This window comes from Arcicella rosea (assembly GCF_014204325.1).
Classification (GTDB): Bacteria; Bacteroidota; Bacteroidia; order Cytophagales; family Spirosomataceae; genus Arcicella; species Arcicella rosea_A.
In genome coordinates, this window is sequence record NZ_JACHKT010000011.1 from 81,599 (window position 1) to 108,119 (window position 26,521).

The 26,521-nt window shown below is 34.3% G+C and carries 23 protein-coding genes; 7 read left to right on the top strand and 16 right to left on the bottom strand.

Annotation, left to right across the window (positions count from 1 at the left end; all coding sequences use genetic code 11):
* Positions 1-11 precede the first annotated feature (11 nt).
* Positions 12-431 carry a thiol-disulfide oxidoreductase DCC family protein gene (locus HNP25_RS09485; protein ID WP_184133633.1) on the bottom strand — a complete coding sequence of 140 codons (420 nt, stop codon included), beginning with the start codon at positions 429-431 and terminating at the stop codon, positions 12-14.
* 238 nt (positions 432-669) lie between these two features.
* On the opposite strand from HNP25_RS09485, the gene HNP25_RS09490 reads away from it, so the two are divergent.
* A complete protein-coding gene (locus HNP25_RS09490; RefSeq protein ID WP_184133635.1) occupies positions 670-1,758 on the top strand; it encodes an MBL fold metallo-hydrolase in 1,089 nt (362 codons plus the stop codon).
* Between the two features lie 90 nt (positions 1,759-1,848).
* On the top strand, positions 1,849-2,778 hold the full coding sequence (locus tag HNP25_RS09495; RefSeq protein WP_184133637.1) for a hydroxypyruvate isomerase family protein: 930 nt from the start codon (positions 1,849-1,851) through the stop codon (positions 2,776-2,778).
* A 61-nt stretch (positions 2,779-2,839) separates the two neighbouring features.
* Here the strand turns inward: HNP25_RS09495 and HNP25_RS09500 are convergent, their stop codons facing one another.
* The 4 genes from HNP25_RS09500 to aroQ form a co-directional block, all read right to left on the bottom strand.
* Complete coding sequence (locus HNP25_RS09500) at positions 2,840-3,478, bottom strand: ribonuclease H1 domain-containing protein (RefSeq protein WP_184133639.1); 639 nt, start codon at positions 3,476-3,478, stop codon at positions 2,840-2,842.
* A 35-nt stretch (positions 3,479-3,513) separates the two neighbouring features.
* Positions 3,514-4,089, bottom strand: a complete 576-nt coding sequence (locus HNP25_RS09505; RefSeq protein WP_184133641.1) for a MarC family protein — start codon at positions 4,087-4,089, stop codon at positions 3,514-3,516.
* 2 nt (positions 4,090-4,091) lie between these two features.
* On the bottom strand, positions 4,092-5,141 hold the full coding sequence (locus HNP25_RS09510; protein WP_184133643.1) for an aminotransferase class V-fold PLP-dependent enzyme: 1,050 nt from the start codon (positions 5,139-5,141) through the stop codon (positions 4,092-4,094).
* 92 nt (positions 5,142-5,233) lie between these two features.
* Positions 5,234-5,659: a type II 3-dehydroquinate dehydratase gene (gene aroQ, locus HNP25_RS09515; RefSeq protein WP_184133645.1), complete on the bottom strand. Its 426-nt coding sequence runs from the start codon at positions 5,657-5,659 to the stop codon at positions 5,234-5,236.
* 146 nt (positions 5,660-5,805) lie between these two features.
* Here aroQ and xerD point away from each other — a divergent pair, with 146 nt between their 5' ends.
* Complete coding sequence (gene xerD, locus HNP25_RS09520; protein WP_184133647.1) at positions 5,806-6,726, top strand: site-specific tyrosine recombinase XerD; 921 nt, start codon at positions 5,806-5,808, stop codon at positions 6,724-6,726.
* Here the strand turns inward: xerD and HNP25_RS09525 are convergent.
* The 10 genes from HNP25_RS09525 to ade all read right to left on the bottom strand — a co-directional run bounded on the left by HNP25_RS09525 (position 6,716) and on the right by ade (position 18,939).
* The gene (locus HNP25_RS09525) at positions 6,716-7,312 is read right to left on the bottom strand and encodes a Crp/Fnr family transcriptional regulator (RefSeq protein WP_184133648.1); all 597 of its coding nucleotides are present in this window, start codon (positions 7,310-7,312) and stop codon (positions 6,716-6,718) included. The two genes, xerD and HNP25_RS09525, sit on opposite strands and share 11 nt — an antisense overlap.
* 103 nt (positions 7,313-7,415) lie before the next feature.
* The gene (locus tag HNP25_RS09530; protein WP_184133650.1) at positions 7,416-7,619 is read right to left on the bottom strand and encodes a hypothetical protein; all 204 of its coding nucleotides are present in this window, start codon (positions 7,617-7,619) and stop codon (positions 7,416-7,418) included.
* A gap of 193 nt (positions 7,620-7,812) precedes the next feature.
* Positions 7,813-8,214, bottom strand: a complete 402-nt coding sequence (locus HNP25_RS09535; RefSeq protein ID WP_184133652.1) for a hypothetical protein — start codon at positions 8,212-8,214, stop codon at positions 7,813-7,815.
* Positions 8,215-8,493: 279 nt separating this feature from the next.
* Positions 8,494-9,714: an alanine dehydrogenase gene (locus HNP25_RS09540; RefSeq protein WP_184133653.1), complete on the bottom strand. Its 1,221-nt coding sequence runs from the start codon at positions 9,712-9,714 to the stop codon at positions 8,494-8,496.
* 62 nt (positions 9,715-9,776) lie between these two features.
* On the bottom strand, positions 9,777-10,220 hold the full coding sequence (tsaE, locus tag HNP25_RS09545) for a tRNA (adenosine(37)-N6)-threonylcarbamoyltransferase complex ATPase subunit type 1 TsaE (protein WP_184133655.1): 444 nt from the start codon (positions 10,218-10,220) through the stop codon (positions 9,777-9,779).
* A gap of 126 nt (positions 10,221-10,346) precedes the next feature.
* Positions 10,347-11,267: a sugar phosphate isomerase/epimerase family protein gene (locus HNP25_RS09550; RefSeq protein WP_184133657.1), complete on the bottom strand. Its 921-nt coding sequence runs from the start codon at positions 11,265-11,267 to the stop codon at positions 10,347-10,349.
* A gap of 162 nt (positions 11,268-11,429) precedes the next feature.
* Positions 11,430-12,311: a BT_3044 domain-containing protein gene (locus tag HNP25_RS09555; protein ID WP_184133659.1), complete on the bottom strand. Its 882-nt coding sequence runs from the start codon at positions 12,309-12,311 to the stop codon at positions 11,430-11,432.
* Between the two features lie 49 nt (positions 12,312-12,360).
* Positions 12,361-13,812 carry a SusD/RagB family nutrient-binding outer membrane lipoprotein gene (locus HNP25_RS09560; protein ID WP_184133661.1) on the bottom strand — a complete coding sequence of 484 codons (1,452 nt, stop codon included), beginning with the start codon at positions 13,810-13,812 and terminating at the stop codon, positions 12,361-12,363.
* Positions 13,813-13,835: 23 nt separating this feature from the next.
* Positions 13,836-17,051 (bottom strand): SusC/RagA family TonB-linked outer membrane protein, encoded by a 3,216-nt coding sequence (locus HNP25_RS09565; RefSeq protein ID WP_184133663.1) that lies wholly within the window; start codon positions 17,049-17,051, stop codon positions 13,836-13,838.
* A gap of 238 nt (positions 17,052-17,289) precedes the next feature.
* Entirely contained in the window at positions 17,290-18,939 is a 1,650-nt protein-coding gene (gene ade / locus HNP25_RS09570; RefSeq protein WP_184133664.1) for an adenine deaminase, read from the bottom strand.
* A gap of 209 nt (positions 18,940-19,148) precedes the next feature.
* Between ade and cmk the strand changes: the two genes are divergently transcribed.
* The 4 genes from cmk (at position 19,149) to HNP25_RS09590 (ending at position 25,959) form a co-directional block, all read left to right on the top strand.
* Complete coding sequence (gene cmk / locus HNP25_RS09575; RefSeq protein WP_184133666.1) at positions 19,149-19,832, top strand: (d)CMP kinase; 684 nt, start codon at positions 19,149-19,151, stop codon at positions 19,830-19,832.
* Positions 19,833-19,870: 38 nt separating this feature from the next.
* Complete coding sequence (locus HNP25_RS09580; RefSeq protein ID WP_184133668.1) at positions 19,871-20,932, top strand: NAD(P)/FAD-dependent oxidoreductase; 1,062 nt, start codon at positions 19,871-19,873, stop codon at positions 20,930-20,932.
* Between the two features lie 108 nt (positions 20,933-21,040).
* Positions 21,041-24,295, top strand: a complete 3,255-nt coding sequence (locus HNP25_RS09585) for a hypothetical protein (protein ID WP_184133670.1) — start codon at positions 21,041-21,043, stop codon at positions 24,293-24,295.
* A 17-nt stretch (positions 24,296-24,312) separates the two neighbouring features.
* Complete coding sequence (locus HNP25_RS09590; RefSeq protein WP_184133672.1) at positions 24,313-25,959, top strand: CotH kinase family protein; 1,647 nt, start codon at positions 24,313-24,315, stop codon at positions 25,957-25,959.
* Here HNP25_RS09590 and HNP25_RS09595 read toward each other — a convergent pair.
* The gene (locus HNP25_RS09595) at positions 25,949-26,503 is read right to left on the bottom strand and encodes a hypothetical protein (protein ID WP_184133674.1); all 555 of its coding nucleotides are present in this window, start codon (positions 26,501-26,503) and stop codon (positions 25,949-25,951) included. The genes HNP25_RS09590 and HNP25_RS09595 overlap by 11 nt on opposite strands.
* Between the last annotated feature and the right edge of the window lie 18 nt (positions 26,504-26,521).

Genomic DNA, 26,521 nt, shown 5'->3' on the forward strand with positions numbered 1-26,521 from the left:
TTACTATCCGTTCAGAGAAATCTTTCTTTTAAATCAGGACTTGGCATTCTACAAACCTCTGATTTACCGAAGAATTTGTAACGATTTTTAGCAATCAAATCATAAAAAAAATCAAGTATAAAAGTAGGTAAAACACTAAAAATTGACAAATACTTCCAAAGACCCGACAACTCTTTGGCTATTTCTAAAGCAGCTTTTGATTTAATGAATAAGCCGTTATCTTTCAATAGAATTACTGAATCAAAATCAGAAGTATTTCTATGATGCTTTTTCAGTATTTCACGACCAAGGTCTGATTGTAAAGAAGCAAATTTAAAACGCTTTTGTGGGTCATGGTCAATGACAAAATTGATGGAAGCATTGCAAAAATTACATACGCCATCAAATAATATCACTTGTTGCCCATCAACTATTGTATCTATATTTTCCATTTAAATGAATTATTAATCTCCGATTATCCCCTTAATAAATATCTAAACAAAAATATCGGCATAAAAGTCTTCTTTTCAAATAATATGTCTGTAGATTGTATTAACTGCCTTGATTATGATGTTTGGGTTAATCAATACCACCCAAAATGAACAAAATCAACAAGAGTAGATGTTAGCAAGTTAATTGTTCAAATTATTACTCTCTAAAAAATTGTTCAGAAAATACTTACCCAAAATCATGCTAACCATCATTATAATTGTTGCCTTCATTGGAATTGGCACCTATACTTTCATGCAACAAAAAGTTTTTGGTGTAAATCCTTCTGGTAGTCGTTTAGCACGCATCGAAAAATCTCCAAACTATAAAGATGGTTCTTTTCAAAATCTTTCAGTTACTGAAGTAATGCCTAAAGATGCGTCTTATTGGGGATTACTTAAAGATTTCCTGAATAAACCTAAAACCGTAGAACCAGCACAAGCTATTCCTTCTATCAAAACAGATTTAAAAAATTTAAAAGCTGAAAAACCTACAATCGTTTGGTTTGGTCATTCTTCTTATTTGATTAAATCAAAAAGTGTCAACGTTTTGGTTGATCCCGTTTTTAGCGGTGCGGCTTCTCCTATTTCATTTTTTGGAAAAGCATTCAATGGTACTGATGCGTATGAAGTAGAAGATTTCCCGAATATTGACATCCTCATACTTTCGCATGACCATTACGACCATCTTGATTATCTGACTATCAGCAAATTACTTCCAAAAGTAAAGAAATTCTACACAGCCTTAGGCGTTGGTGCACATCTTGAACATTGGGGAGTAAAACCTGAAAATATTGTTGAACTTGATTGGTGGGAAAGCCAAAAAATAACCGATAACTTAATCATTACTTCAACACCAGCAAGGCATTTTTCAGGACGAGGTTTTACTCGTGGAAAAACACTTTGGTCTTCATTTGTCTTGAATATTGATGGCTACAACATTTTCATTGGTGGAGATTCTGGTTATGATTATCACTTTAAAACCATTGGCGAAAAATTCGGCCCATTTGATATTGCTTTATTAGAAAATGGGCAATATGGAAAAGATTGGCCATTAATTCATACAACACCCGAAGAAACCGCCAAAGTAGCCGAAGAGTTAAAAACGAAAGTATTAATGCCCGTACATTGGGCAAAATTTGTATTAGGTTATCATCCTTGGAACGAACCAATCAATCGTTTAACAAAAAGTTTAGCTAAAACAGACATCAAACTGACAACTCCAATGATTGGCGAACCAGTAGTTTTGGATAGTATTTATCCACAAAAAGTCTGGTGGAATTTTGAGTGATTGATTTAATATAGAGCCATACATACTTTCTGATTCCTTCTCTTATATTTGTCGAAAGTACATTGAAAAATCTAAATATTAATCAAAACTATGAAAAGAAGAGATTTCACTAAAAACATCATTGCTGGTACTGGTTTAGCTACTTTGCCTTCATTCGCAAAATCTGCTGACCAAGTAAACTTAGTAACTCCTCAACCTGCCTTCAAACTAAAATACGCTCCGCATTTTGGCATGTTCCAAAATTCTGCGGGGAAAGATGAAATCGACCAATTGAAATTTATGCACGAAATGGGTTTTCGTGCTTTAGAAGATAATGGCATGATGGGCAGAAGCCCTGAATTACAAAAGAAAATAGGCGATACCATGGCTAAATTGGATATGTCTATGGGTGTTTTTGTAATTGATGGTGGTGATAACTGGAAAACCTCTTTAGCAACAGGCAAACAAGAATTCAAGGATGTTTTTGTGAATACTTGTAAAAAAGCGGTTGAAGTAGCCAAACGTTGCAATGCCAAATATATGACGATAGTACCCGGTTATTTTGAAAGAAATCTTCCGATTGGTGTACAAACAGCAAATGTGATTGATGCTTTTAGGAGAGGTGCTGAAATTTTTGAACCGCACGGCTTAGTGATGGTAATGGAACCGCTTTCGGATAATGCAGATTTATTTTTACGCCATTCAGACCAATCTTTTTTAATTTGTAAAGCGGTGAATAGTCCTTCATGTAAAATTTTATTCGATATGTGGCACATGCAACGTAATGAAGGACGAATGACACAACACATGGATTGGGTTTGGGATGAAATTGCGTACTTCCAAATTGGTGATGAACCGGGTAGAAAAGAACCAACAACGGGTGAGATAAATTATAAATTCTTATTCAAACATATTCACGAAAAAGCAAAAGCGACCAATAGAGGCGAGTTTATTTTGGGAATGGAACATGGAAATTCTATCGGAGGTAAAGAAGGTGAGATGAAATTAATTGAAGCTTACCGTGCATCAGATTTAGCCTAAATATAATTTATCAATAGGATTGTAGTTAAAGGACAATCCTATTGATAAAAAACTTTAAAATCTATTTCCTACCATAATCAGCAGGATTTTCGCCCCAAAATTCGGTTTCCCATTTCAGGATTTTATTGCTGTATTTATTATTCTGCAACCAAAGTATTCCTCTATCTACTAATTGAAAAAGTTCTTCATTTTTAGCATTTCGTTCAAGCTTCGTTTTCACAGCTTTATTTTTTATCCAGCTAATTGCCGTTTTTGAATCTGAATAGATTGGTAAAGTTGAATTATGCTTCTGCAAAAAAGCTAAACCGTGAACAATCGCCAAAAACTCGCCAATATTTACTGTTCCTTCAGGAAATGGCCCCATCGCAAAAAGTACTCTTTTAGTACTTGTTTCAACACCTTGATATTCTAATTTCCCAGGATTTCCAGCACAAGCGGCATCAACCGAAATACTTTCTTGCAAAGGTTTTCCAACTAAAGCCGCAGATTTACTTGATTTCCCAGTAGCACCGTTTTGTGTTTTCTGAACCGACTGCCAATAGTTGCCTTTGAAAGCATCGTCAGCTTCTTTTCTGCTTTCAAAAGATTTATATTGAGCCGTCTCAAAACCTTTTACTTGTTCTTCAGCTTCTGCCCAAGTTTCAAAAACGCCTGTTTTTCGTCCTTTCCAGACTACATAAAATTTTGGTTTCTTTGCCAATGTCAATAAATTCTTTAAATTCTCACTAAAAACAATTATCCAATTCTTGATTTAATAATTTTAATAGAAATTGCTAATAAAATTACTCCAAAAACTTTTCTTAAAACGTTTGCTCCTACTTGTCCCAAACGGTTTTCTATCCACTGCGAAGCTCGCAAAACGGTATAAATAAATACTAGATTCAGTAAAATTCCAACCAAAATATTGATTTCATCAAACTGAGATTTCAAAGAAAGAATCGTAGTCATCGTTCCTGCACCTGCAATTACTGGAAAAGCCAATGGTACAATTGAAGCGGCTTTAGCTCCACCCGTAGTTTCTTCTGATTTAAAGATATTTCTACCAAGTGTCATTTCTAGTCCAATCAAGAAAATAATTAAAGCCCCAGCAATAGCAAAAGAATTAATATCAACGCCAAAAAGGTTAAGAATAGACTTTCCAACATATAAAAACCCAATCATGATTCCACCTGAAACCAAGGTTGCTTGCTCGGCGTGAATGTCGCCTGTTTTTCTACGAATATCAATAATGACAGGAATTGAGCCTAAAATATCAATGACTGAAAAAAGAATGAGTGAAACCGAAATGATTTCTTTAAAATTTAATTCCATTGTTATGATTGTAAAATTTCTTTGAGTTTACTTATTTCAAACGGTTCTATAGCTGGGAAATTAGCAATCCTAAAAGTTGTATTTTTCCAAGTACCGTAGCCATTTCCCAACGTAATCCCTGCTTGTTTAGTTCGCTCCTTAATGGCTTTGATTTGTTGTTCGTCACCTTGTACAGCAACCACAGTATCTGACTGTATTTCAATATTTTGCACTAAACAATTTAAACCAAATTTATCAGAACTATTAAAGAAATCATACCAATCTTTCGCTTGTTTTTTAATTTTTTCTGAAATCACAGAAATATTAGAAATATCACTTAAAACTTTATTCAACAAATAGATACTTAGTACATTTGGCGTGTAATGTGTTTGAAATTTGGCAAAATTTTCATGCATGAACAAAAGGCTATTATAGTATTTTCTATCATTAATTTGTTCGGCTTTTGCCAAAGCTTTTGGCGAACAAATCATGATACCCATGCCAGCAGGCAAGCCCAAACACTTCTGAACTGAAGCAATCCACACATCTCCATTAGCCCAATCCAATTCAATTCCACCCAAAGATGAAGTAACATCAACTGCAATGATACTTTCTGAAAAAGCTTTTCTGAACGGACTAAAATCTTTGATTTGCGTACCATTAGAAGTTTCATTTTGTGTCAGGCAAAGTACTTCTACTTCCGCATTCAATGCTAAATTGACCGATGGTTTTTCTGTTAATGAAAATGGAATCCTATCTGTCTGCTTTACAATTTTACTACTATAATCTGCCCATTTTTCACCAAAAGCTCCATTATAAAAATGTGTTGTTTTTTGAGAAGTAAGCGACTGAGCAATAATTTCCCAAGCCTCTGTTGCCGAAGAAACAAAGTAAATAGAATAGTCTTTGGGGATATTCAGTTTTTCATGCAAAAGTTGAATCGCACTTTTCGTGATTTCCATACATTCTGCACTCCGATGATTGATACTCAAAACGCCTTCTTCAAAAGCATTTTGCATGTATTTTGCAACCTGTGGATATACTTTTGAAGGACCAGGATAAAAGGTTATCATTTACTTATTGTTATCCGAAATCGGTTAACCGTTAACAGTGTTAATTGGCGTAATCCATCCTTGAGTTTTACAATACTCACGCCTATCCAATTTTATAAAAATGTTTGAATCGCAAAATCATAACCACGTAAACCAAATCCAATAATAATTCCGATAGAATTTTTACTGATATAACTATGATGACGGAATTCTTCACGCTTGTGAACATTTGAAATATGTACTTCAACAACAGGTGTTTTCACGCCAGCAATGGCATCAGCCAAAGCAATCGAAGTATGTGTAAAAGCACCAGCATTCAAGACAATTCCATCGTAAGAAAAACCAATTTCATGAATTTTATCAATCAAAAAACCTTCATGATTCGACTGAAAATATACTAAATCTACTTTATCAGAATACTTATCTTTTAATACTTCAAAATATTGCTCGAAAGTTTGGTGACCATAAATTTCTGGTTCACGTTTGCCCAATAAATTCAAATTTGGACCATTGATGATGATGATTTTTTTCTTTGACATTGTTTTTCTACATGAAAGGTTATTCCAAATCTGTAAAGCAATACTTCACAAATGGTTTTTGACTATCTTTGAACGAATTCTGCAAAATTAAAGTCATTGTTTCCTTTTTAACTCAAATTTCTAATAAATCCCCAGCAATAATATTTATGTTATGGCAAAGCTATCTAAAAAATTTCAAAAGCTATCTTACTTTAGAACGTTCTCTTTCTGAAAATTCCATAGAAGCTTACCTTCGTGATGTTCATAAATTATGGCAATACCTTGAAATTGCTGGCGAAAATGATATTAATCCTGAAACCGTCAACGATAAGCATATTTTTAATTTCTTTACTTACATGGGCGAATTGGGCTTAGAAACTACTTCTCAGGCTCGTATTTTATCAGGGCTGAAAGCATTTTTTAAGTATCTTTTATTGGAAGATGTCATCAAAACAGACCCAATGGATTTGATGGCTTCCCCAAAAATTGGCAGGAAATTACCTCCTACTCTTTCTTTTCCTGAAATAGAAAAAATATTATCAGTCATCGACCTTTCTACACCTGAGGGAACAAGAAATCGTGCTATTTTAGAAGTACTTTACAGTTCTGGCTTACGAGTTTCTGAATTGGTTGAAATGCAATTAACCGAATGTTTCTTAGACATCGGCTTCATCAGAATTATCGGAAAAGGAAATAAAGTAAGGCTTGTGCCAATTGGCAGAGATGCCATTCATTATCTTGAAATTTACTTAGAAAATATTCGGAAATATCAGGTAATAAAAGAGGAAGCAGGTAATTATGTTTTTTTAAATAGAAGAGGAAACAAACTTACTAGAGTAATGATTTTCCTGATTATCAAAGACTTAGTCGCTCTAGCAGGTATTCATAAAAACGTAAGTCCGCATACTTTTAGGCATTCTTTTGCTACACATTTAATAGAAGGCGGAGCAGATTTGCGTGCCGTTCAGGAAATGTTGGGACATGAATCAATCACAACAACCGAAATTTATACACACTTAGACCGTGAGTATTTACAACAAACAATTGTAGATTTTCATCCAAGAAGTAAAAAACATCTTAAAGTTTAATATGATTTCGGATACGACTCAAACTATCGGGATGAATACCTAAATAGGAGGCTAAATCTTTGATAGGAATCTGCCGCAAGGCATCTGGCTGGTTTTCAAGCAAATATAAATATCGCTGTTCTGCATTTTTGGAAATTAATGAATAAGTACGTTTGCTTTCACGAACATACAATTGTTCAGCAATCAGTCGATGAAAACGTTCGGCATTTTTAGATTTTTCCATCAATTCCAACACTTTCGGGTAATATAAACGAAAAGCATTTACTGCCGTTACCGCCTGAATTGAAATATGAGAAGCTTGCTGAGATAAACAAGAAGCAAAAGAACTAACAAAATTACCTTTGAAGCCTAAATCAACACAAATTCCTTTTCCATCTTGCGTAAATGCTTCATATTTAACTGCTCCTTCAATGATGAAGTAAGCATATTTTTCTACCTCTCCACGAACCGTCAACAATGCTTTTTTAGGAAATGATACTTCTTCAAGCAATTGTTTATAAAACGCCCATTCTTCAGAAGAAAAATTTGCAAGCTTAAAAATAGATTCTTTGACTAGATTCGTTTTATCGAAAGGGAAATAAACCATATGCTGATTATCTTAATTCAATACCAAAAAAAATGCTGAGTTTAGTTTATAACTACACTCAGCATTCAACAAAGTTAAAATATTTCTGGTTTCAATTGAATTTTTAATTCCACATCAAATAAGTAACCAAGTCGTTATCTCTTTCTACTTCTTCAATGATTTCTAGTGGATAATCAAATTTAATTTCTTTTGAATCCGTTTGAGTAAAAGTAATTACGTAGCCGTTCGATTTTACATTAACAACTACACCGTCTCCATAATCCGTATGACGAATACGAGAGCCTATGCCTAAGATTGGGTTTAACATGATAATTATATTTTTATGATTAAACTTGCTTATTTCTCTATACAAACTAAACCAGCCGACTTCAGAAATAAGCTTAGTGGTTGAGCTTGTAAAGTTAATAAACGTAATTTAATATTCACATAATATACATATAATTATTTTTTTTATAAATATTCCCATATTTCATGTTTACGTCAATCAGTTTTTTTCATCGTCAATCCTCAGGAAATGGAATATAGATGAAACTTGCAAAATCTCTATCTAGTACAAAAAGACAGCAGTATTCGTCTGCGTCTTTGTAACTTGACTGAAAAACCTCTAAATTTTCTTCTGCAATAATTTCTCTTTGAACAAATTCTTCAGCAAATGAGGCGTGATAATTCCAAGTATTTCCACTCATTTCATGAATACCAATTAGCTTTTGTCCGATTTGAACTGGATTTTGTGAAACTGCAAAAATTGGAAATTTAGAGAATCCTCTCGTTCTAATCTGGTATGATGCTTCTTTCAAAAATTCTGCGACTAATGCAAAATCCGCTGAAATAATTCCCAAGTATTTCCCATTCAAATCTGGAGAATTGGGTGCATTCGATATGGCTGTATAATCTTCAATCATTGTTTTTTTATTTTGTGGACTTTAGGACTTGAAGACTTGAGGATTTTAGAGTTAGGACTAAAAGACTTGAGGACTAGAAGACTAAAGGATTTTTAAAGTTGAAGATTTAAAATGCTTCTTTTAAGCATAAAGTCTAAAACTGGGAGACTACAGGACCAAAATCTTCAAATCTTTCAGTCATAAAATCAAAATCCATTATCCCAAAATCTTCAAGTCCAACAATCATAAAGTCTAAAAACCCTAAAGTCTTCAAGTCCTAAAGTCCTCTAGTCTTATAAACTAAAATCTTGCCGCAGACAGCAAACTTAAATCTTTATAATTCAAACCAAATTTCTTGGCGATATTGGCGTTTGTCAAACTTCCTTTGAAAGAATAAACTCCTTTCATAAATGCTTTGTTGGCAAAAATTGCTTCCTCTATGCCACCAGTTTTACCAGTTTTCAATAAGAAAGAAGTAAAAATATTACTCAATGCCTGACTTGCAGTATGTGCTACTCTTGAAGGAATATTCGGCACACAATAATGTATAACGCCGTATTTTCTAAAAATGGGCTGGTCGTGCGTGGTAATTTCTGAAGTTTCAAAACAGCCTCCTCTATCAATACAAACATCAATAATGACGGAATCAGGTTTCATCATCGAAACCATTTCTTCAGTAACAATACAAGGAGTAAAACCATCTTCTGCACGCAAAGCACCAATTACAACATCGGCATCACGAATGGCTTGGGTTAGCACATTAGAATCAATAATACAAGTATAAATATTTTGACCAACCGAATATTTCAATCTTTGTAATTTAAAAATATCCTTATCAAATACTTTCAAATCTGCACCCAAACCAATGGCGATTCTTGCTGCGTATTCTGAAACAGTTCCCGCTCCTAGAATTACCACTTTAGTAGGCGGTACTCCAGTAATTCCACCTAAAATTACGCCCATTCCATTATTAGCACTGCTTAAACATTCGGCAGCAATGAGCATTACTGTACTTCCTGCAATTTCAGACATGGCTCGAATAATAGGAATTCCGCCAGCATTATCTTCAATGTATTCATAACATAAGCCCGTTATTTTCTTGCGATTCAACTTTTCGAAATATTCTTTCGTCAATTTCGACATATTTAACGAAGAAACTACCGTTGCACCATGTTGTAAATACTCTATTTCATCATCCGTCAGCGGTTGTATTTTTACAATTACATCTGCTTTGAAAAGCTCTTCTGTTGAATAAACTATTTGCGCTCCTGCTTCTGAATATTGATTATCAGTAAATTTCGCACCATTCCCTGCTCCTGTCTCAATCAATACTCTATGCCCATTTCTGATTAATAATCCTACTGCATCAGGTGTTAGCGAAATCCTATGCTCTTGCATCGATACTTCACGAGGAAGACCTATGAAAAGGCTTTTGGCATTTTGTTTTGTCCAAACCAATGCCTCTTGCGTCATTAATCCTGACTGAGCAAGTACTTCTTTAAATCCTGAGGGTTGAGCCATTTTGATTGCTTAATTTCAATTATGATAAGCTGGATGCTTGAAGACAAACATCAATGCTAACACTAAACTTTTAACAAAGTTATCACTCTTTTACCATTTTCATCTACCTCAATATTTACTTTCAAATGTTTGGAAGGTAAAAGGTTTTCTACTTTAGATGGCCATTCAATAAAACAAAAGCCACCAGAATAGAAGTAATCTTCAATACCAATATCCATTGCTTCTTCCTCACTCTTGATTCTATAAAAATCAAAATGATAGATATTTTCGCCTCGTGTAGTAGCATATTCATTTACAATAGAGTATGTTGGACTTTGCACGTGGCTGTTTACCAACATACATTCACAAATAGCTTTGATTAATGTTGTTTTACCAGCACCCATTTGTCCTTCAAAAAGCCAAATAGGAGTATTTTTCCCAAAAGCAAGAATTGCTTGAGCTGCTTTATTGATGTCTTTCAGCGAAGAATATTCTATGGTTTTGGTATTGACTTGATTTTTACTCATTTTATTGTAGCTGTTAGCTTTCAGCAAAAAGCTTTGAGCTTTTATTAATAATTCTTCAAAGGGTTTTACAAAATATTATGAGCTATAAATTATTATCTATAGCTCATAATCATTATTGGTATTAGTTTAACCCAAAAACTGACTTAAATAGTTTCTTGCTGTTAAAATTGCACTTTCTACATTTTCTACTGAACCTTCATAGGCTTTGTCTTCTACTTCAATCACCACTGGTCCACGATAACGAGCATCGTTCAAAGCAGAAAAGAATTTCCCCCAATTAATATCTCCTAAACCCGGTAATTTTGGTGAATGGTACTCTAAAGGGTTTGCCATGATACCCACTCTGCTTAGTTTATCATAATATACTTTTGCGTCTTTCAAGTGAATATGATGCAGGCGGTCACGGTAATCATACAATGGACGAGTATAATCCATCATTTGCCAAACCAAATGCGAAGGGTCATAATTCAAACCCAAAGTAGCAGACGGAATAATTTCAAACATTTTATCCCAAATAGCTGGCGTGGTTGCCATATTTTTTCCACCAGGCCATTCGTCATTTGTAAAAAACATGGGGCAGTTTTCGATACCAATTTTTACGCCTAAAGTTTCTGCAAGTTTGACAATATCCGTCCAAGTTTCTTTGAATTTATCTAAGTTGTAAGCAATATTTTTAGAAGAATCTCTACCGATGAAAGTATTCATCACAGGAATTTCCAATTTTGCCGTTGCTTGAATAATTTTCTTGATGTGGTCAACATAAAAATTCGCTTTATTCACATCTGGGTCGAGTGGATTAGGATAATAGCCTAAACCTGAAATAAATACTCCTTTTTCGGTAGTATAATTCTTGATGTGAGCAATCTGAGCTTCATCTAGTGCTTCCACATCAATATGTGTAACACCCGCATAGCGACGAGCGTCGGCATTTCCTGCTGGCCAGCACATTACTTCCACGCATTTAAAATTCTTTTCTGAGGCGAAATCTATTACTTCTTCAAAAGTACGCTCCGCTAAAATAGCACTGACAAATCCTAATTGATGCATTGTTGTTTTGAAAGATATAAAATTGGATTTTGAAATTTTAAGTAAAAATAGGTAATCCGTTTAAGAGTTAGAAGTAATCCGTTTTGATTTGTGTTTTAAAATGCTGGAACAAAAAAAAGGTCGCTGTTCAGCGACCTTTTTTGAAGTAAAAAAAATTCAAACCTATTTCAATGTTAAAACTTCTTGAACAATACGTGGAGCGGCAACATTATAAGAATAATGCAGATGGAAGCTCTTTGTAGCTGGGTCGTAGTAGTTTTTAGAATAACTTTGGTTGATGTTTGGCGTTGCACCAGAAGGAGTTACAGTAACACTATTATCTGAGTTAACAGTCAATGTCATTGTATAACCCGAAGCACCTAAGTCTCCTAATTCTGTGGTAACGCTATTAGCTGTTAAAGTAACTACATCTTTCATTCTATCAATATCTCTTGGGCCAGCAGTTGGGTGAGTAAAAACACCTACTGCTTTGTATTTCCCATGATATTTATTTTTAGCGATAATTTGGAATAAAGCCGAACCCAATCCACTTCTTACTTTGTAATCGCCAGCACTTACAACCGATACACCTAAAGCATATTTCTTTGTAGGATCTAATTTAGTTGGGTCAAAAGTAATCGCAACATTTTTGCTAAATTCTCCTACACCCATTTTAATATCAGTTCCTGATAGCTTATAAAGACTAGCTGGTAGGGCATCAAACAATGGTTTTTGAGTTTTTTCATTCTCTGGTTTCGCATTATAAACCTTAGCTTCTGCATTATACTTAGTAATCAAAGCATCATCAGCTTTGATGGTAACATTTACTTCAGAATTTAATTGTGAAGAGCTATTTACGTCTCTAATAATTTCAAGAAATTCTGTTGTTTTATCCCCTGCTACTAAGTCAACCCCTAAAAGAGTTGTTTCTTCACCTCCGGCTGGGAGCCTAACAAAGTTAGAACCCATGCCTTCAATCATATCTTTACCTTCTGGTACACAGGCTGTTGCTAAAACAACGAGACCTAATATTAAGGCTTTTATTGATTTAATATATTTTTTCATTTTTTTCTCATTTAAAATTAAAAACATTTTTCAAAGGAAGAATACTGCCTTATTTATCCCACCAGATTTTAGCATCCTGTGTGTTTCCTCCAGATAATCTACCAACAGCAGCCTTGAAGTTATCACCATTTAATGTAGCTTCATTTGCTCCATAAACATATCTACGAGGAATTGCCTTAGTTGCATTAGTGGCTTTAGGAGTTGCTACTAGTGCAGGAACTCCTGTTCTTCTCCATTCTGACCAACCCATGTGTCCGTTTGGATAGAATGCAACATAACGTTGTAATTGGATTTTTGTAAGAGGGCTAGTAGCAAGTGATACATTATCAGAACTGATAAAAGTATTGAATTTAGCTTGATCAAATACTCCCCATTGTTTCCATGACATTTCGATACCTTTTGAATACATGCTTGCAGCATTCTCGGTAGTCCAACCTAATTGTGCTGCTTCAGCTCTTGCTAAATAAGCGTGCGAAGCAGTAAGAATTTGGCTTGTAGATGTTGCCTGACGCAAAGATTGTTCAAAAATGAAAGAATAATCTGAGTTACCATTTGCAAAAGTAATAGCATCATCACGAGTTAAGCCGTAAGGGAATGCAACGATTTCTCCAGTACTATTCGGTTGAGCCATAGCATTAATCCTAGGGTCTTCATTACTTAGCATAATATCTGCAAATACATCACTAACAGCATAATCTTTACGACCATCGTATAGATTAAACCAAGGGTTTTTATATGCTCCACCAGGATAAGTAAGTGCTGTGTTGTCTTCATTGGCATCAATTACTCCACCTGTAGAAGCCAAAGCATCAAGAAATTGAGTTTTACCAGTAGCAGGATCAACTTTTGAAATACGTAATGCCATAATCATACGTAAAGTATTGGCAAATTTTCTCCATCTCGTCAAATTTCCATTGTGTACAATATCTCCTTTGGGAGTATCACCAGCGTCAAATTGAGCGATAGCCTCCTTCAATTCTTTGAAAATTAGATTATAAACCTCTTGTTGAGTATCGTATTTAGGCTTTACATTTTCAAGAAGAGCCTCAGAAGCTGGCATGTCACCCCACAAGTCAGTCATTGTTAACAATCTATATGCTTTAAGAATTCTAGCTAACGCAATTTGATTGTTATTTGAACCATTCAGTGCAGCATAAGTAGCTGTTGCTGCATTTGTATTGTTATTAATGATATTTTGTAAATCGTACAAACCTCCTGCATATATACCGTCCCATGCAATTTGAGGTGTAGCATACAATGATGTTTCTGTATATTGTGTTTCAGCAAAGTACTGACAATATAAAGCCCCATTTAAACTTCCTGTTGAAGAAGGAGTACCAAAATCTAGTAATGCGTTTGTCAACAACGACGAAGTAACTGGCACCAAAATTGAGTTTGGGTTTTTATTAATATCTCCAAAATCGTCCAGCTTGCAACTTGATGCTCCTATCAACAAACTCGTTGCAGTTAATACTTTTAGTATATTTTTTTGAAATTTCATATCTTTAAAATTTATATCAGAAATTAGAAACCTAATTTAACGTTAACTCCGAAAGAACGTGTTCCAGGGAATTGACCATTTTCACCATAGATATTTGATAACTCTGATGGGTCAAAATCTCTATTTTTTGCATAAACTAACCAAGGGTTACGAGCAACAAACGAAACTGTGGCATTTTGCAAAAATTTAGAACCTTTCAAAGGAATTCTATAACCAAGGCTAACCTCTCTTACTTTGATAAAATCTAAATCATAAACATGTTCTTCCGCAATATTACTTCCTCTGAATTGATGATAATAAGTTTGAGCATCTACATAAGTATTAACATCTTCGCCAGTTGCAGTTACACCAACTACATGTACACCACCACCATCAGCAACAGGATCACGCAAAGGATTTCCTTTGTCATTTAAACCAGCTGTTCTTTCAAACAAACCTGAGAATGAACCCCAGTGATCAGAAAGAGAGAAGTATTTACCTCCTTTAGAGAATTCGACGTTTGCTGTTAAAGTGAACTTTTTGTAAGTCAGTTGATTAGTCCATCCACCAGTAAAATCAGGAAGTACGCTACCTAAATATTTATTTGGTGTTTGCACAAACATTCCGTCAGCAGTAACTACTCTCTTACCATCTTTGTAAGTAAAACCACCACCTCTGATTTGTCCCCACTCTTCTCCTTTTTGGTGAACAATTGTAGCGCCTGAGGTAGAAGCGAAAGCACCTGAAGTAACAACAATTGCATCAACGCCTTCTGCTAACTCAATAATTTTAGAAGTATTTTTTGCGAAGTTAAGCGTTGAATTCCAAGCAAAATCAACAGTTTTTATTGGTGTTGCATTGAATGAAATTTCAAGACCGTGTCTATTTAATTTACCAGCGTTGATTAATTTATTAGTAAATCCACTTGCACCAGTAATTGGCACACTGATAATTTCATTTACTTTATCTTCATTGTAATACGTTACAGATAAACCGTATTTATCTTTGAAGAATCTCAAATCAATACCAAGTTCGTAAGAAGATGATAACGATGGTTTAATGTTAGGGTCAACGATGGTATTTGGAGTTCCCATCAAAGTGTTACCATTGAATTTATCATTAGCCAATGAATAATTTAGTGCTAATTGATATGGAGATAAGTCAGAACCTACTTGTGCCCAGCTTGCTCTTATCTTACCAAATGATAATGAAGGTACTTGATCTTTAATCAATTCACTAAATACTAAGCTACTCCCAAACGATGGATAAGTATATGAATTACCTCCAGCAGGCAAAGCAGAGCTGTTATCATTACGTACTGAACCTTCTAAAAAAACAAGGTCTTTGTATCCAAATGAACCACGAGCATATAAACTTCTTACTTCTTTAAATGACCTTGACGAAGAAGTAACAACATTTGATACAGAGTTACTTAATGAAAAATAATCTGGAACAACAAGACCATCTACAGTATTTGCCGACATCACTCTGAATCTATCTTTACGAATATTACCCCCTGCAATTACGTCAATGCTAAAATCGTTACCAATTTTCTTATTGTAAGCAGCAGTAACTTCATAATTAGTTTCATTTGGAGACCAGTTATTGTTGACTTGGTTACCTATATATTGAGCAGTAGCGTAAGATGCTTTTAATCCTGTTTGTGAAGCACTTGTTTGAAGGATACTTGGCACTCCGTTTTCAATAGTTCCTGTACCATTATTCAATCTTGCAAAACCAGAAATCTTAAAATTATCGTTCAACTTGTATGTCAAATTAACATCTCCAAATAATCTTCTGCGATTCTCAGTATATTGAATTTTTTCAAAGTAAGAATAAAAGTTATACCAGTAGTTTGCACCATAGAAATTCACAGGTTTGGTAGCATCATAAGCACCTGGGTTGTTATGGTTCCAGCTTCCTAAAATTCCTTCAGGAGAAGTAAGGTCTTTCAACTCTTTCAATTTGTCAAAATCTAAATCTCTGTGAAACCAAGAGTTAAATGAGCCTGATGAGTTATTTGAATAAGCATCATCAAACTGTCCTTTAATAGTATAATCAACATAGTTGATATTTGCAGAAGCAGTGAAGTGCTTCCCTAAATCTATTGTTGTTTGCGAAGAAATTGTATATTTTGCTCCATTTGAGTTATACAACATACCATTTTGATTCTGAGCAGTAAATGATAAACGAGTTGTATAATTATCCCCTGCTTTAGAGAAGTTCAAGTTTGTATTAGTGGCAACTTGCGACTGATAGAAACTTCTGATATTATTTGGTTGAGGTAATAATTTTGCAGTTTTACCAGAATATTGAGTTCCTTCATACCAAGCATACCATGGTAAATAATCTTGACCAACCATTCTAGGTCCCCAAGAAGCATCATCAGAATAGTCGTGGTAATATTTACCATTCATTGCTTGCCAAGATGCAGGCATACCAGCTTCCCAATTAAATTTAATTAAATCAGGCGAACCGCCACCCGCATAAGAGTTTTGGTATTTAGGAAGGATATAAACATTATCAACAAATGTACTTTGGTTGATTTCTACACCAATACCTTTTTTACTAGTACCTTTTTTTGAAATCATAATAATAACCCCAGCATCACCTCTTTGTCCATATAATGCAGTTGCACTTGGTCCTTTCAAAACAGTAACAGACTCAACATCGTCAAGGTTAATATCAGATGAACCAATTGGGTTACCATCAAGAATGTACAAGGGAGCTTTGTCTGAAAGAGAACCTGCCCCTCTAATTCTGATTGCAGCATCTCTACCCAATGCTACAGAAGACTGGCTTCTTACTTGAATACCAGCAACCTTACCAGCTAAAGCATTGTTCAAGCTTGTCTGACGAATCGTGTTCAATTGCTCGTCTTTAACGGTTTGTGCAGAATATGTCAATGACTTTTCTGAACGTTTGATACCTAGAGCTGTTACTACTACTTCCTGAAGTTGTGAAGTGTTTGCTACCAAAGAAACATTTACAGTAGATTGGTTGCCAACCTCAATAGTTTTAGCATTAAACCCTACAAAAGAGAAAGTAAGAGATGATGAAGCACCTACACTGATTTTGTAAACACCTTCAGCATTTGTTGAAGTACCTCGTGTAGTTCCTTTTAAAGAAATACTTACTCCGGGAAGTGGAGAACCGTCTTCAGTAGCTGTCACTTTACCAGTGACTACCCTGTCTTGTGCATAAGTTTGCCCGATTAAAGCAAACAGAAACACGGAGGTAATGAGTAGAAATTTTCTCATTTCGTTGATTAGTTTTGGTTGATAAAAATAGAAATATTACAAAAAGATTGTAATCAAACTTCAGCAAACCTATACAGGTTTGTATTTATTAATGAAATCTAAAAAAACAGAGAAATGCAAGAAACAAGCTTCTATTATAAAAAGAAGGCTTTGTTCCTGAAAAGGAGCAATGGATATTAGTTTTTTTAGTTTTGGTTGATGATGTATTGACCTTTAAAAAGTTAATACAATGTTAAAATTAGTTAATTTTTTCAATAAACAAGCTAGTGAGCAAAAAATTTTCTCCATCGAATAATCCAAAGTCTGATAATTTTAAGTTAGGAATCACTAAAAGTGCCATAAACGATAGACTCATAAAGGGAGAATTCAATGTACATCCTAAATCTTTGGCAAATCTATCAATAGCAGAATATTCTTTGGCAATCAAATAGCCGTCTTCACCCGACATAATGCCTGCAATTGGCAATTCTAATAGGTTTTTCACACCATTTCCTGAAATTGCAGCTACTCCTCCCCTTGCTTTTATAATCATATTCACTACTTCAGTAATAGACTCGTCATCTACCCCCACTACGATGATATTATGGGAATCATGTGCTACAGAAGATCCTATTGCACCTTGTTTTAATCCAAAATTTTTAATAAATCCTATCGCTGGTGGAGCATCATGATAACGATTCACCACTGCTATTTTTAAAACATCATTCGCTAAATCAGATACAACCAAGCCATCTTTTATCAAAGCTGGGCATTCTAACCTCAATGTAATCAGTTGTCCGTCTAACACTTCTATTACTTGTATTTTTTCTCCTTGTGCCTTTACTTGGAACTGTTCAACACTTTTAAAATTACAATCAAAATGATTGACTATTTCGCTTGATAAATTAGGAATTTTTGAAACACCCTTTTCAGCAACTATTTCGCCTGAAATATACGTTTGAAGTACTTCAAAGTTTTGGATATTTTCTATCAAAATAAAATCTGCGTTATCCCCTTCACGCAATAAACCTACTGGAAGTTGATAATGCAAAACGGGATTCACACAAGCGACTTGAAGAACCTCAAATAAAAGTGAAGGAAACTTCTCTAAAGCTCTTTTTACTAATAAGTTGATATGACCTTCCACCAAATTATCAGGATGCTTATCATCAGAACAAAACATTAGTTCGTTATAATATTCAGGTAATAGACCAATCAATGCTTCAAAGTTTTTAGCAGCGGAACCTTCTCTGATTAAGATTTTCATGCCATACTTTAGTTTATCCAAAGCTTCCTCTTCAGTAAAACATTCATGGTCGGTTTGGCAACCTGCTTCTATGTACTTTCTGGCAGCCTCTCCTCTTAATCCGGGAGCGTGTCCGTCAACTGGTTTATTATATAATTTTGCCAAGGCTATTTTTGCAAGCATATCTTCATCGCCGTTTAATACTCCAGGAAAATTCATTACTTCTGCCAAATAACCTATTTCATCATATTGTTGAAATAATTCTTCAATATCATTAGGGGTAATAATCGCTCCTGCGGTTTCAAAAGTAGTAGCGGGAACGCAGGATGGAGCTCCAAAACAAAACTTAAAGGGCGTATGTCGAGCATTGTGAATCATATATTCGATTCCAGCTTTCCCTAAAACATTACCAATTTCATGTGGATCAGAAACAGTTGAAACCGTTCCATGCACCACGGCCAAACGAGCAAACTGTACAGGTGTAAGCATAGAGCTTTCTACATGTACGTGAGCATCTACAAAACCCGGTAAAATATAAGGAGTATTGGACGCAACTTCCTCCGCTAATATTTTTATGGATGCAATTTTTCCATCTTGAATTTCAATACTTCCATACTTAATCGTTTTTTCAAAAATGTTGATGATATTCCCTGTTACTTGCATAATTCTTATTTTTTTGAAAGTCAATTATTTAAACTAAAATGCGTTCAAACTGAAAATTTAATCTGTATATTTAAACATTCAGCAGGCTGCCATACTGCCCATTTCAGTATCTTTGTTTATATTTAACTATTGCTGGCTTGTTTTTTATCGGACGAATAAAGCAATTTATCTTATCATTCTATCATTTTATCCTCGAAAATTATCTTTCAATGAGAAAAGTCATTATTGCTCTTGACGGGCATTCGAGTTGCGGAAAAAGTACTACCGCCAAACGTGTTGCGGCTAAATTAGGTTATGCTTTTATTGATACTGGAGCGATGTATCGTGCTGTAAGTCTTTACTTTCATGAAAACCATGTTACTTCCACAAACCCTAAAGAAGTAGAAAAAGCCCTTAACGAAATACATATTAGTTTTCAATTTAATGAACAACGTGGTGCAAGTGATGTTTATCTAAATGGACTGAATGTAGAGAGTGAAATCAGAAAAATGTATGTTTCAGAAATGGTTTCTGAAGTAAGTGCAATTACTGCTGTTAGAAAAGCAATGGTGGCACAACAACAGCAAATGGCTAAACATGGTGGTGTAATTATGGACGGAAGAGACATAGGCACAAAAGTTTTTCCAGATGCAGAAGTAAAAATATTCATGACTGCCGACCCCGTAATTCGTGCAGAAAGACGACAAAAAGAATTACTTGATAAAGGTGAATTGGTTGACTTAGACGAAATCATTGAGAATTTAAAGAAAAGAGACATTATTGATTCTACTCGTGAAGAAGGGCCACTTGTTCAAGCTGAAGATGCCGTTTTAATGGATACTTCATTCATGACTTTAGAAGAACAAGTGAATTTTGTAATTGAGTTACATCAAAATGTATTGGAAAGATTGTAACATTTTAATTTTATCAAATAGTAATAACACCTCAAGAAATGATGAATAAAGAATCGGCTGATATAGATTTTGTAATTGTTGGTCAAGGTTTGGCGGGCTCTTTGCTGGCTTACTTACTTCTTCAAAAGGGAAAACGAGTACAAATTTTTGATGCTCCAGAAATTCCTTCTTCATCAAAAGTTGCCGCAGGAATTTTCAATCCTGTTACAGGTAGAAAATTAGTTAAAACTTGGATGGCAGACGAATTATTCCCATTTCTTGAACAATTTTATTTAGCACTTGAAAAAGAATTACAAACAAAGTTTTTTCATCAAGTCTTAATTTATCGTCCATTTCCCAATCAAGAAGTACAAGAATATTTTAAAAGGAATGTTCTTCCTGAAAATTTCTATGATTTTGCAAGTCTTGAATTTGAAAATATCAAGTACAAAAACTTAGTAAAAAGCGAATGGGGTGGTGCAACAACCAAACAATCGGGTTGGGTAGATTTAAAAATACTTTTGGATACTTTTAGGGTTTATTTTAAAGAAAAAGGGATACTCATCGAGGAAAAATTTAATCCAGAAACAGCCATTTCTCAGCCTTACAAGACTATTTTTTGTGAAGGTTTTCAGGGAAAATTCAATCCTTTTTTCAATTATTTACCCTTCAATCCTGTGAAAGGGGAAGTATTAGATATTAGCATTGATGGAATTAATTTGGAGGAAATCATTAGCCAAGGTGCTTTTGTTGTTCCTTTATCGCAAAATACTTTCCGACTGGGAGCAACTTACTCTTGGCATGAACTCGACTTTAGTCCCACTCCACAAGGAAAAAAAGAGCTAATAGAGAAATATCATAAATTAATGAAGCCAGATTTGATGGTTGTGAATCATTTAGCGGGTGTTCGTCCCGCTACTAAAGACCGCCGCCCATTTGTAGGAATGCACCCTGATTTACAACAAATCGGTATTTTTAATGGTTTGGGCTCAAAAGGAGTATCATTGGCACCATATTTTGCCAATCAATTTGCTGAATTTTTAGTAACTGGAAAAGAACTTTCTTCGGAAGTCAATATAAATCGTTTTGCTTCGTTATATTTAGGGGCTGAGAATTCGTAATGGCTTATTTCGTTGCTTTTAGGAAATTCAATTAAATATGCCATTCGTTTCCTTTATAAGTAATGATTAATTTACGAAGAAATGCCTTTTTAACTTCGTCCTAAAACAATGAGAAAATTATTACCAATAATATTTATTCTGACTACATTTTGTACATTAGCTCAGAATTTTTTACCTACACAAGAACCATTCGGCAAAAACCGTATTCAATATCGGCCGTTCAAATGGAAAGTATTGGCTTCCCAAAACTTTGAAATTTACTTCTACGAAGGCGGACAACAAACCGCCACGTTAGCGGCACAATTAGCGGAATCAGAATTCGATAGAATTACTGAAATATTAGGTTATTCTCCCTTTACAAAAACCAAGATTTTTGTTTACAACGCTACGCAAGACCTCAACCAAAGCAATGTAGGCTTACATCTTTCAAGTGAAAGAGAAATTAGAGAAGAAAATCTTGCAAAATCACGCATTGAAATTGCCTATTCTGGTAATGCTGAAAGTTTCAAAAAAAATATCACAAAACAAGTAGCACATGTGTTTGTTCATGATATGCTTTATGGTGGAAGTATTAAGGAATCGCTACAAAATTCGTTGCTATTGAGCGTCCCAGAATGGTACATGACAGGTATTACCGCCTATATTTCTGATGGCTGGAACACAGAAATGGACACCTACATGCGTGATGCCATCAGTAACAAATATCTAAAAAGACCAAATCTTGCAAACGGAAAAGAAGCTGAATTGGTGGGACAATCTATCTGGAATTACATCGCTGAAAAGTACGGAAAAGACAATATTGCAAACATATTGAACCTCACCAGAATTATCAGAAATGAGCAGACGTCAATTTCAAGTACAATTGGTATGCCATTCACAAGGTTTTTAAAAGACTGGAGAGAATATTATTCTGTAATGAATGATGCCATCAACAATGGTAATTATCAAACACCAAAGTATGATTTTAAAATAGATGAAAGTAAATTCAATAGCTTTGATAAAATAAGTAAGTTCAAAATCAGTCCAGATGGTGCTTTTATTGCTTATTCAAGAAATGAATTAGGAAAATCAAGCATAGAAATTTTAGATGTTAAAACAAAAAAGAAAGTATTATTACTTACTTCTGGTTATAAAACTTTAAAACAATCTGTTGATTATAACACACCTTTACTTTCTTGGACAAAAGGCGGAACATTAGCCGTAATTTATGAAAATCAAGGCGATGTTGTACTTTCTATATTTACAGATATTACCGAAAAAGATTTGACGGGTAAATTTGCTACCAGAAAAATATTAAGCAATTTCGACCAAATTCAGGATTTTGATATTTCTGATAATGGAACGACAATTGTGCTAAGTGCCATCAGTAAAGGACAAAACGATTTATTTTTGTACGAAATCTCAAGAGGAAGAGTACAGCAATTAACCAATGATTTATACGATGATTTGAGCCCACAATTTGTAGGGAATGCAGGCAAAATCATCTTTACATCAAACAGATTAAAAGATTCTTTAGAGATTGATAAAGGAACTTACAAAAATGTAAATAATCGTTTCAATTTATTTCTACACGAAGGAAAAGCCAAAGAAGCGATTGTAAAACGTTTGGTGGATTCTTTAGGAACAATTTCAAGACCAATCGTTTCAGATGGAAGTACTGTTTACTTTTTAAGTGACGAACGTGGTATTAATAATATCTATCGCCTTGTTGCTGGCGATTCTGTTGTTACACAAGTAAGTAATTTCAAAAACGATGTTGAAGATTTTGACTTTGCAGGAAGTACGAACAGTTTGGTTTATAAGTTTTTAGAAAAAAGTCAGGAAACAATTGCTTATCAAGCACAAGCAGATTTTGAAACAAAAAATAATGTTCCATATACGCTTAGAAATGTAAGACTTTATGGAATGAGACAAACAAACAATAATCCTGCTCAGACTAAAACAGAAATACCCAAAACCATTACAGAATCAGCAACAACTGTCGTAAAAACGCCAAAAATAGTCCTTGAAAAAGGTGAAATTGATACCAACGATTATACTTTTGATATTACAACGATTTCTAAAAATGCTGGTCAAAGTGGAACAGAAGTACCTAAAAACGATAAAAGAAATAAAGTAGAAAAGATAATTTTAGCGAAGCAAAGTCGTAAGGAAAATATTAAAATTAAAGCTCCGACAGACTACAATAATCCTTTCGTTGTTAATAATACCGATCTTGATTTTATGGTTGATCCACTTCCACAAAGAGGGTTTGGGTTAAAGGGAACAATTAATATGAATGACTTACTTGAAAATCATCATCTTCAGGGAGGCATATTTCTTACTCCGAACCTAAAAAATGCTGATTTATGGGGCGAGTATTCTTACTTAGCTAATAGAGTTGATTACAGCATTAGATTTGACCGCAGATCACTTTCTGAAGAAACAGAATCAACCATCAAAAAATATCACTTTAACAGACTTTCTGTTTCGGCTTCATATCCAATCAATACTAATACTCGTGTTATTGCAACGCCTTCCTTTACGGCAAATAGATTTTTAGATTTAAGAAGCCTAGCCGCTCCAGATGGCGTTTCTACATACTTAGGTGGAAAGGTTGAATTTGTTTACGACAATACTATCAGTCATGGTATCAATATGCTTGAAGGCACGAGATTCAGAGCTAGAATAGAACATTACTCTGGTTTATCGAATTCAATTGATGGTTTCAATCGTGTATTTATTGACCTTCGTCATTACATAAAACTAGGAAGAGGTACAATTGTAGCTGGAAGGTTCTCTGGCGGACATTCTTTTGGAAATGCACCCAAAGCCACGGTGATGGGTGGTATGGATAATTGGTTGGGGATTCAATATCAAGATAGAAGTGGAGATATGAATAATCCTTTTAATCCAACAACAGCCGATACCAAAGTTCCTATTGCCGATAATAAAGATTTGTTTTTACTAGATTTTGTTACTCCTTTACGTGGTTTTAATGTGAATAGATTATCAGGAACAAGTCATTTTCTTTTAAATTTGGAAGTAAGATTTCCTATTGCAAAGTATTTGTACAATGGCCCTATTTATAATAATTTTTTCAAAAACCTTCAATTAACGACATTTACCGATGTGGGTTCTGCTTGGACGGGTGCAAGCCCATTCTCAAGAAGAAATGGTTTTAATACTATAGTAAAAGGTCCATCAACAAATCCATTTCAAGCTTCAGTAACAGATTTTAGAAACCCGTTTTTAATTGGTTATGGAGTTGGTGCAAGAACTACCATACTAGGATATTTTGTAAAGTATGACTTGGGCTGGGGGTTAGATAATAATGAAGTGAAAAGTCCAATTTCTTATATAACTTTAGGATATGATTTTTAAAATATCCTAAAATTTATATGAATAAAACAATTTACGTCTTGATATTACTGTTAGGTTTTGGTATTTATTCAGTAAATAGCCAAAGCCTAACAACTTCAAATCTTCCTATCTTAAAAGTCAATACGCAAGGAAAAAGTATTGTTGATGAACCCAAAATTTTATCGACGTTTGAATTGATTCATAAAGGAAATGGCTTGCTCAACAACATCAATGATCCTGCAAATATTTACAAGGGTTTTGCTGGTATTGAACTAAGAGGCTCGTCATCTAAAGATTTATTCCCTAAAAAACCTTATGGCTTTGAAACTTGGAAAGATAGCCTTGGCAACGACCAAAAAGTAAGTCTTTTAGGAATGCCAGCAGAAGCTGATTGGGTCCTAAATGCTACTTATAATGACAAAACGCTGATGCGTGATGTACTCACTTATGACTTAGCCAATAAAATGGGGCGTTATGCAACTCGCACACGTTACTGTGAAATGATTTTGAATAATGACTATCAAGGAATTTACATCTTGATGGAAAAAATCAAAAGAGACAAAAACAGAGTAGATATTTCAAGCTTAAAAACGACAGATAACACTGGTGAAGATGTAACTGGTGGTTACATTATTAAAATTGATAAAACGTCTGGCACTCCTTCCAAAAATTGGACGAATAGCATCTCCACTCCTTTCGGCAATTACAAAACCTTCTTTCAAGTAGAATATCCCAAAATTACAGATATTACACAGCCTCAATTTGAATATATCCAAAAATATGTGAACGACTTTGAAGCAGCTTTACTTTTACCTGATTTCCAAAGTCCACAAGCAAAATGGCGTGAAATGTGCGATTTGGATACTTTCATTGATTATTTCTTGATTACAGAATTTGTAAAAAATGTTGATGGCTACAGATTGAGTACCTTTTTTTATAAGGAAAAAAGTAGCAAAGGTGGAAAACTAAAAATGGGACCTGCTTGGGACTATAACTTAGCTTTTGGTAATGCAGATTATTACGATGGTTACAAATCTACAGGTTGGCAATACAAAATCAACGATATTGCTTTGCCTAAAAATGACCTTTATCCTGCACCATTTTGGTGGCAACAATTGACGCAAGATTCTATCTTTAAAACTAAAACCGTAAAAAGATGGGAAGTACTTCGCAAAACTATTTTCAATCCTGATAATATTAACAAATGGATAGATTCAACAGCTATGGTTTTAGAGCCTGCGATGAAAAGGAATTTCAACAAATGGCCAGTTTTAGGAAAATATACATGGCCTAATTATTATGTAGGAAGTACTTATCAAGATGAAACCAATTGGATGAAAGAATGGATAAGAACCCGTACATTATGGTTGGATAGTCAATTCCAAACATTCGCACTTACGTTGGGCAATGAAGATTTTTTAGAAAAAGAGAAGCCTATTAAAGTATTTCCAAATCCTGTAGAAAGCGAAACTACTATTGAATATCAAGTATTTAAGAAAGGAAACGTTTCCATTATGCTACATGATATAAATGGAAAAGTAATCAAAACATTGGTTGAAGAATTTCAAAATACTGATACTTACCAAATCCCGTTAAATTTAGGCAACCTAAGTGCTGGAAGTTATATTTTGAATTATCAATTAGATGGAATTCCTATTGAAAGAATTAAACTTTTCAAAAAATAGGTTTGTAGGAAAACACAGATAATCTAGGCTGGCACTTAAACATCAAAGTTTGAATGCCTTCAGAAAGTTTATCCAAATTTTCATCTAAAGAAATTAAATAATGTCCTTCCCAAATATCAATTAAAGACATCAAAGGCGTATAAAAAGTAATGCCAATTTCATGTGCGTTTTTATCCTTTATATTTGAATCAATAATATCCATCTTACACTGATTGAAAGGCATAAAATTATTTCCAAGATTATCTCCTAAATGGTAAATTTTCCCTTTCCATTGTAAAATATAGGGATGTGCAGCCATACTTACTAAAAAATGCAATTGTTCAGCCTTTTCATTTTTACTGAGTATTTCTTTGAACGTAAGTAATGGAGCTGTCTTATCATTGAAAAGTTGAGATTGCATCAAGAATTCTTGATAAGTACTCTCCCAAATATACTTCTCCCAAGCTGTACTTGAATGCTGATTGATAACAATCCTAAAAGCGAATCTAACTTGTCCTTGTGGCATTTTCTTGAAATAATTTAAAAAGAGGTTTGAGAAAATCATATCCTCAAACCTCTTTTT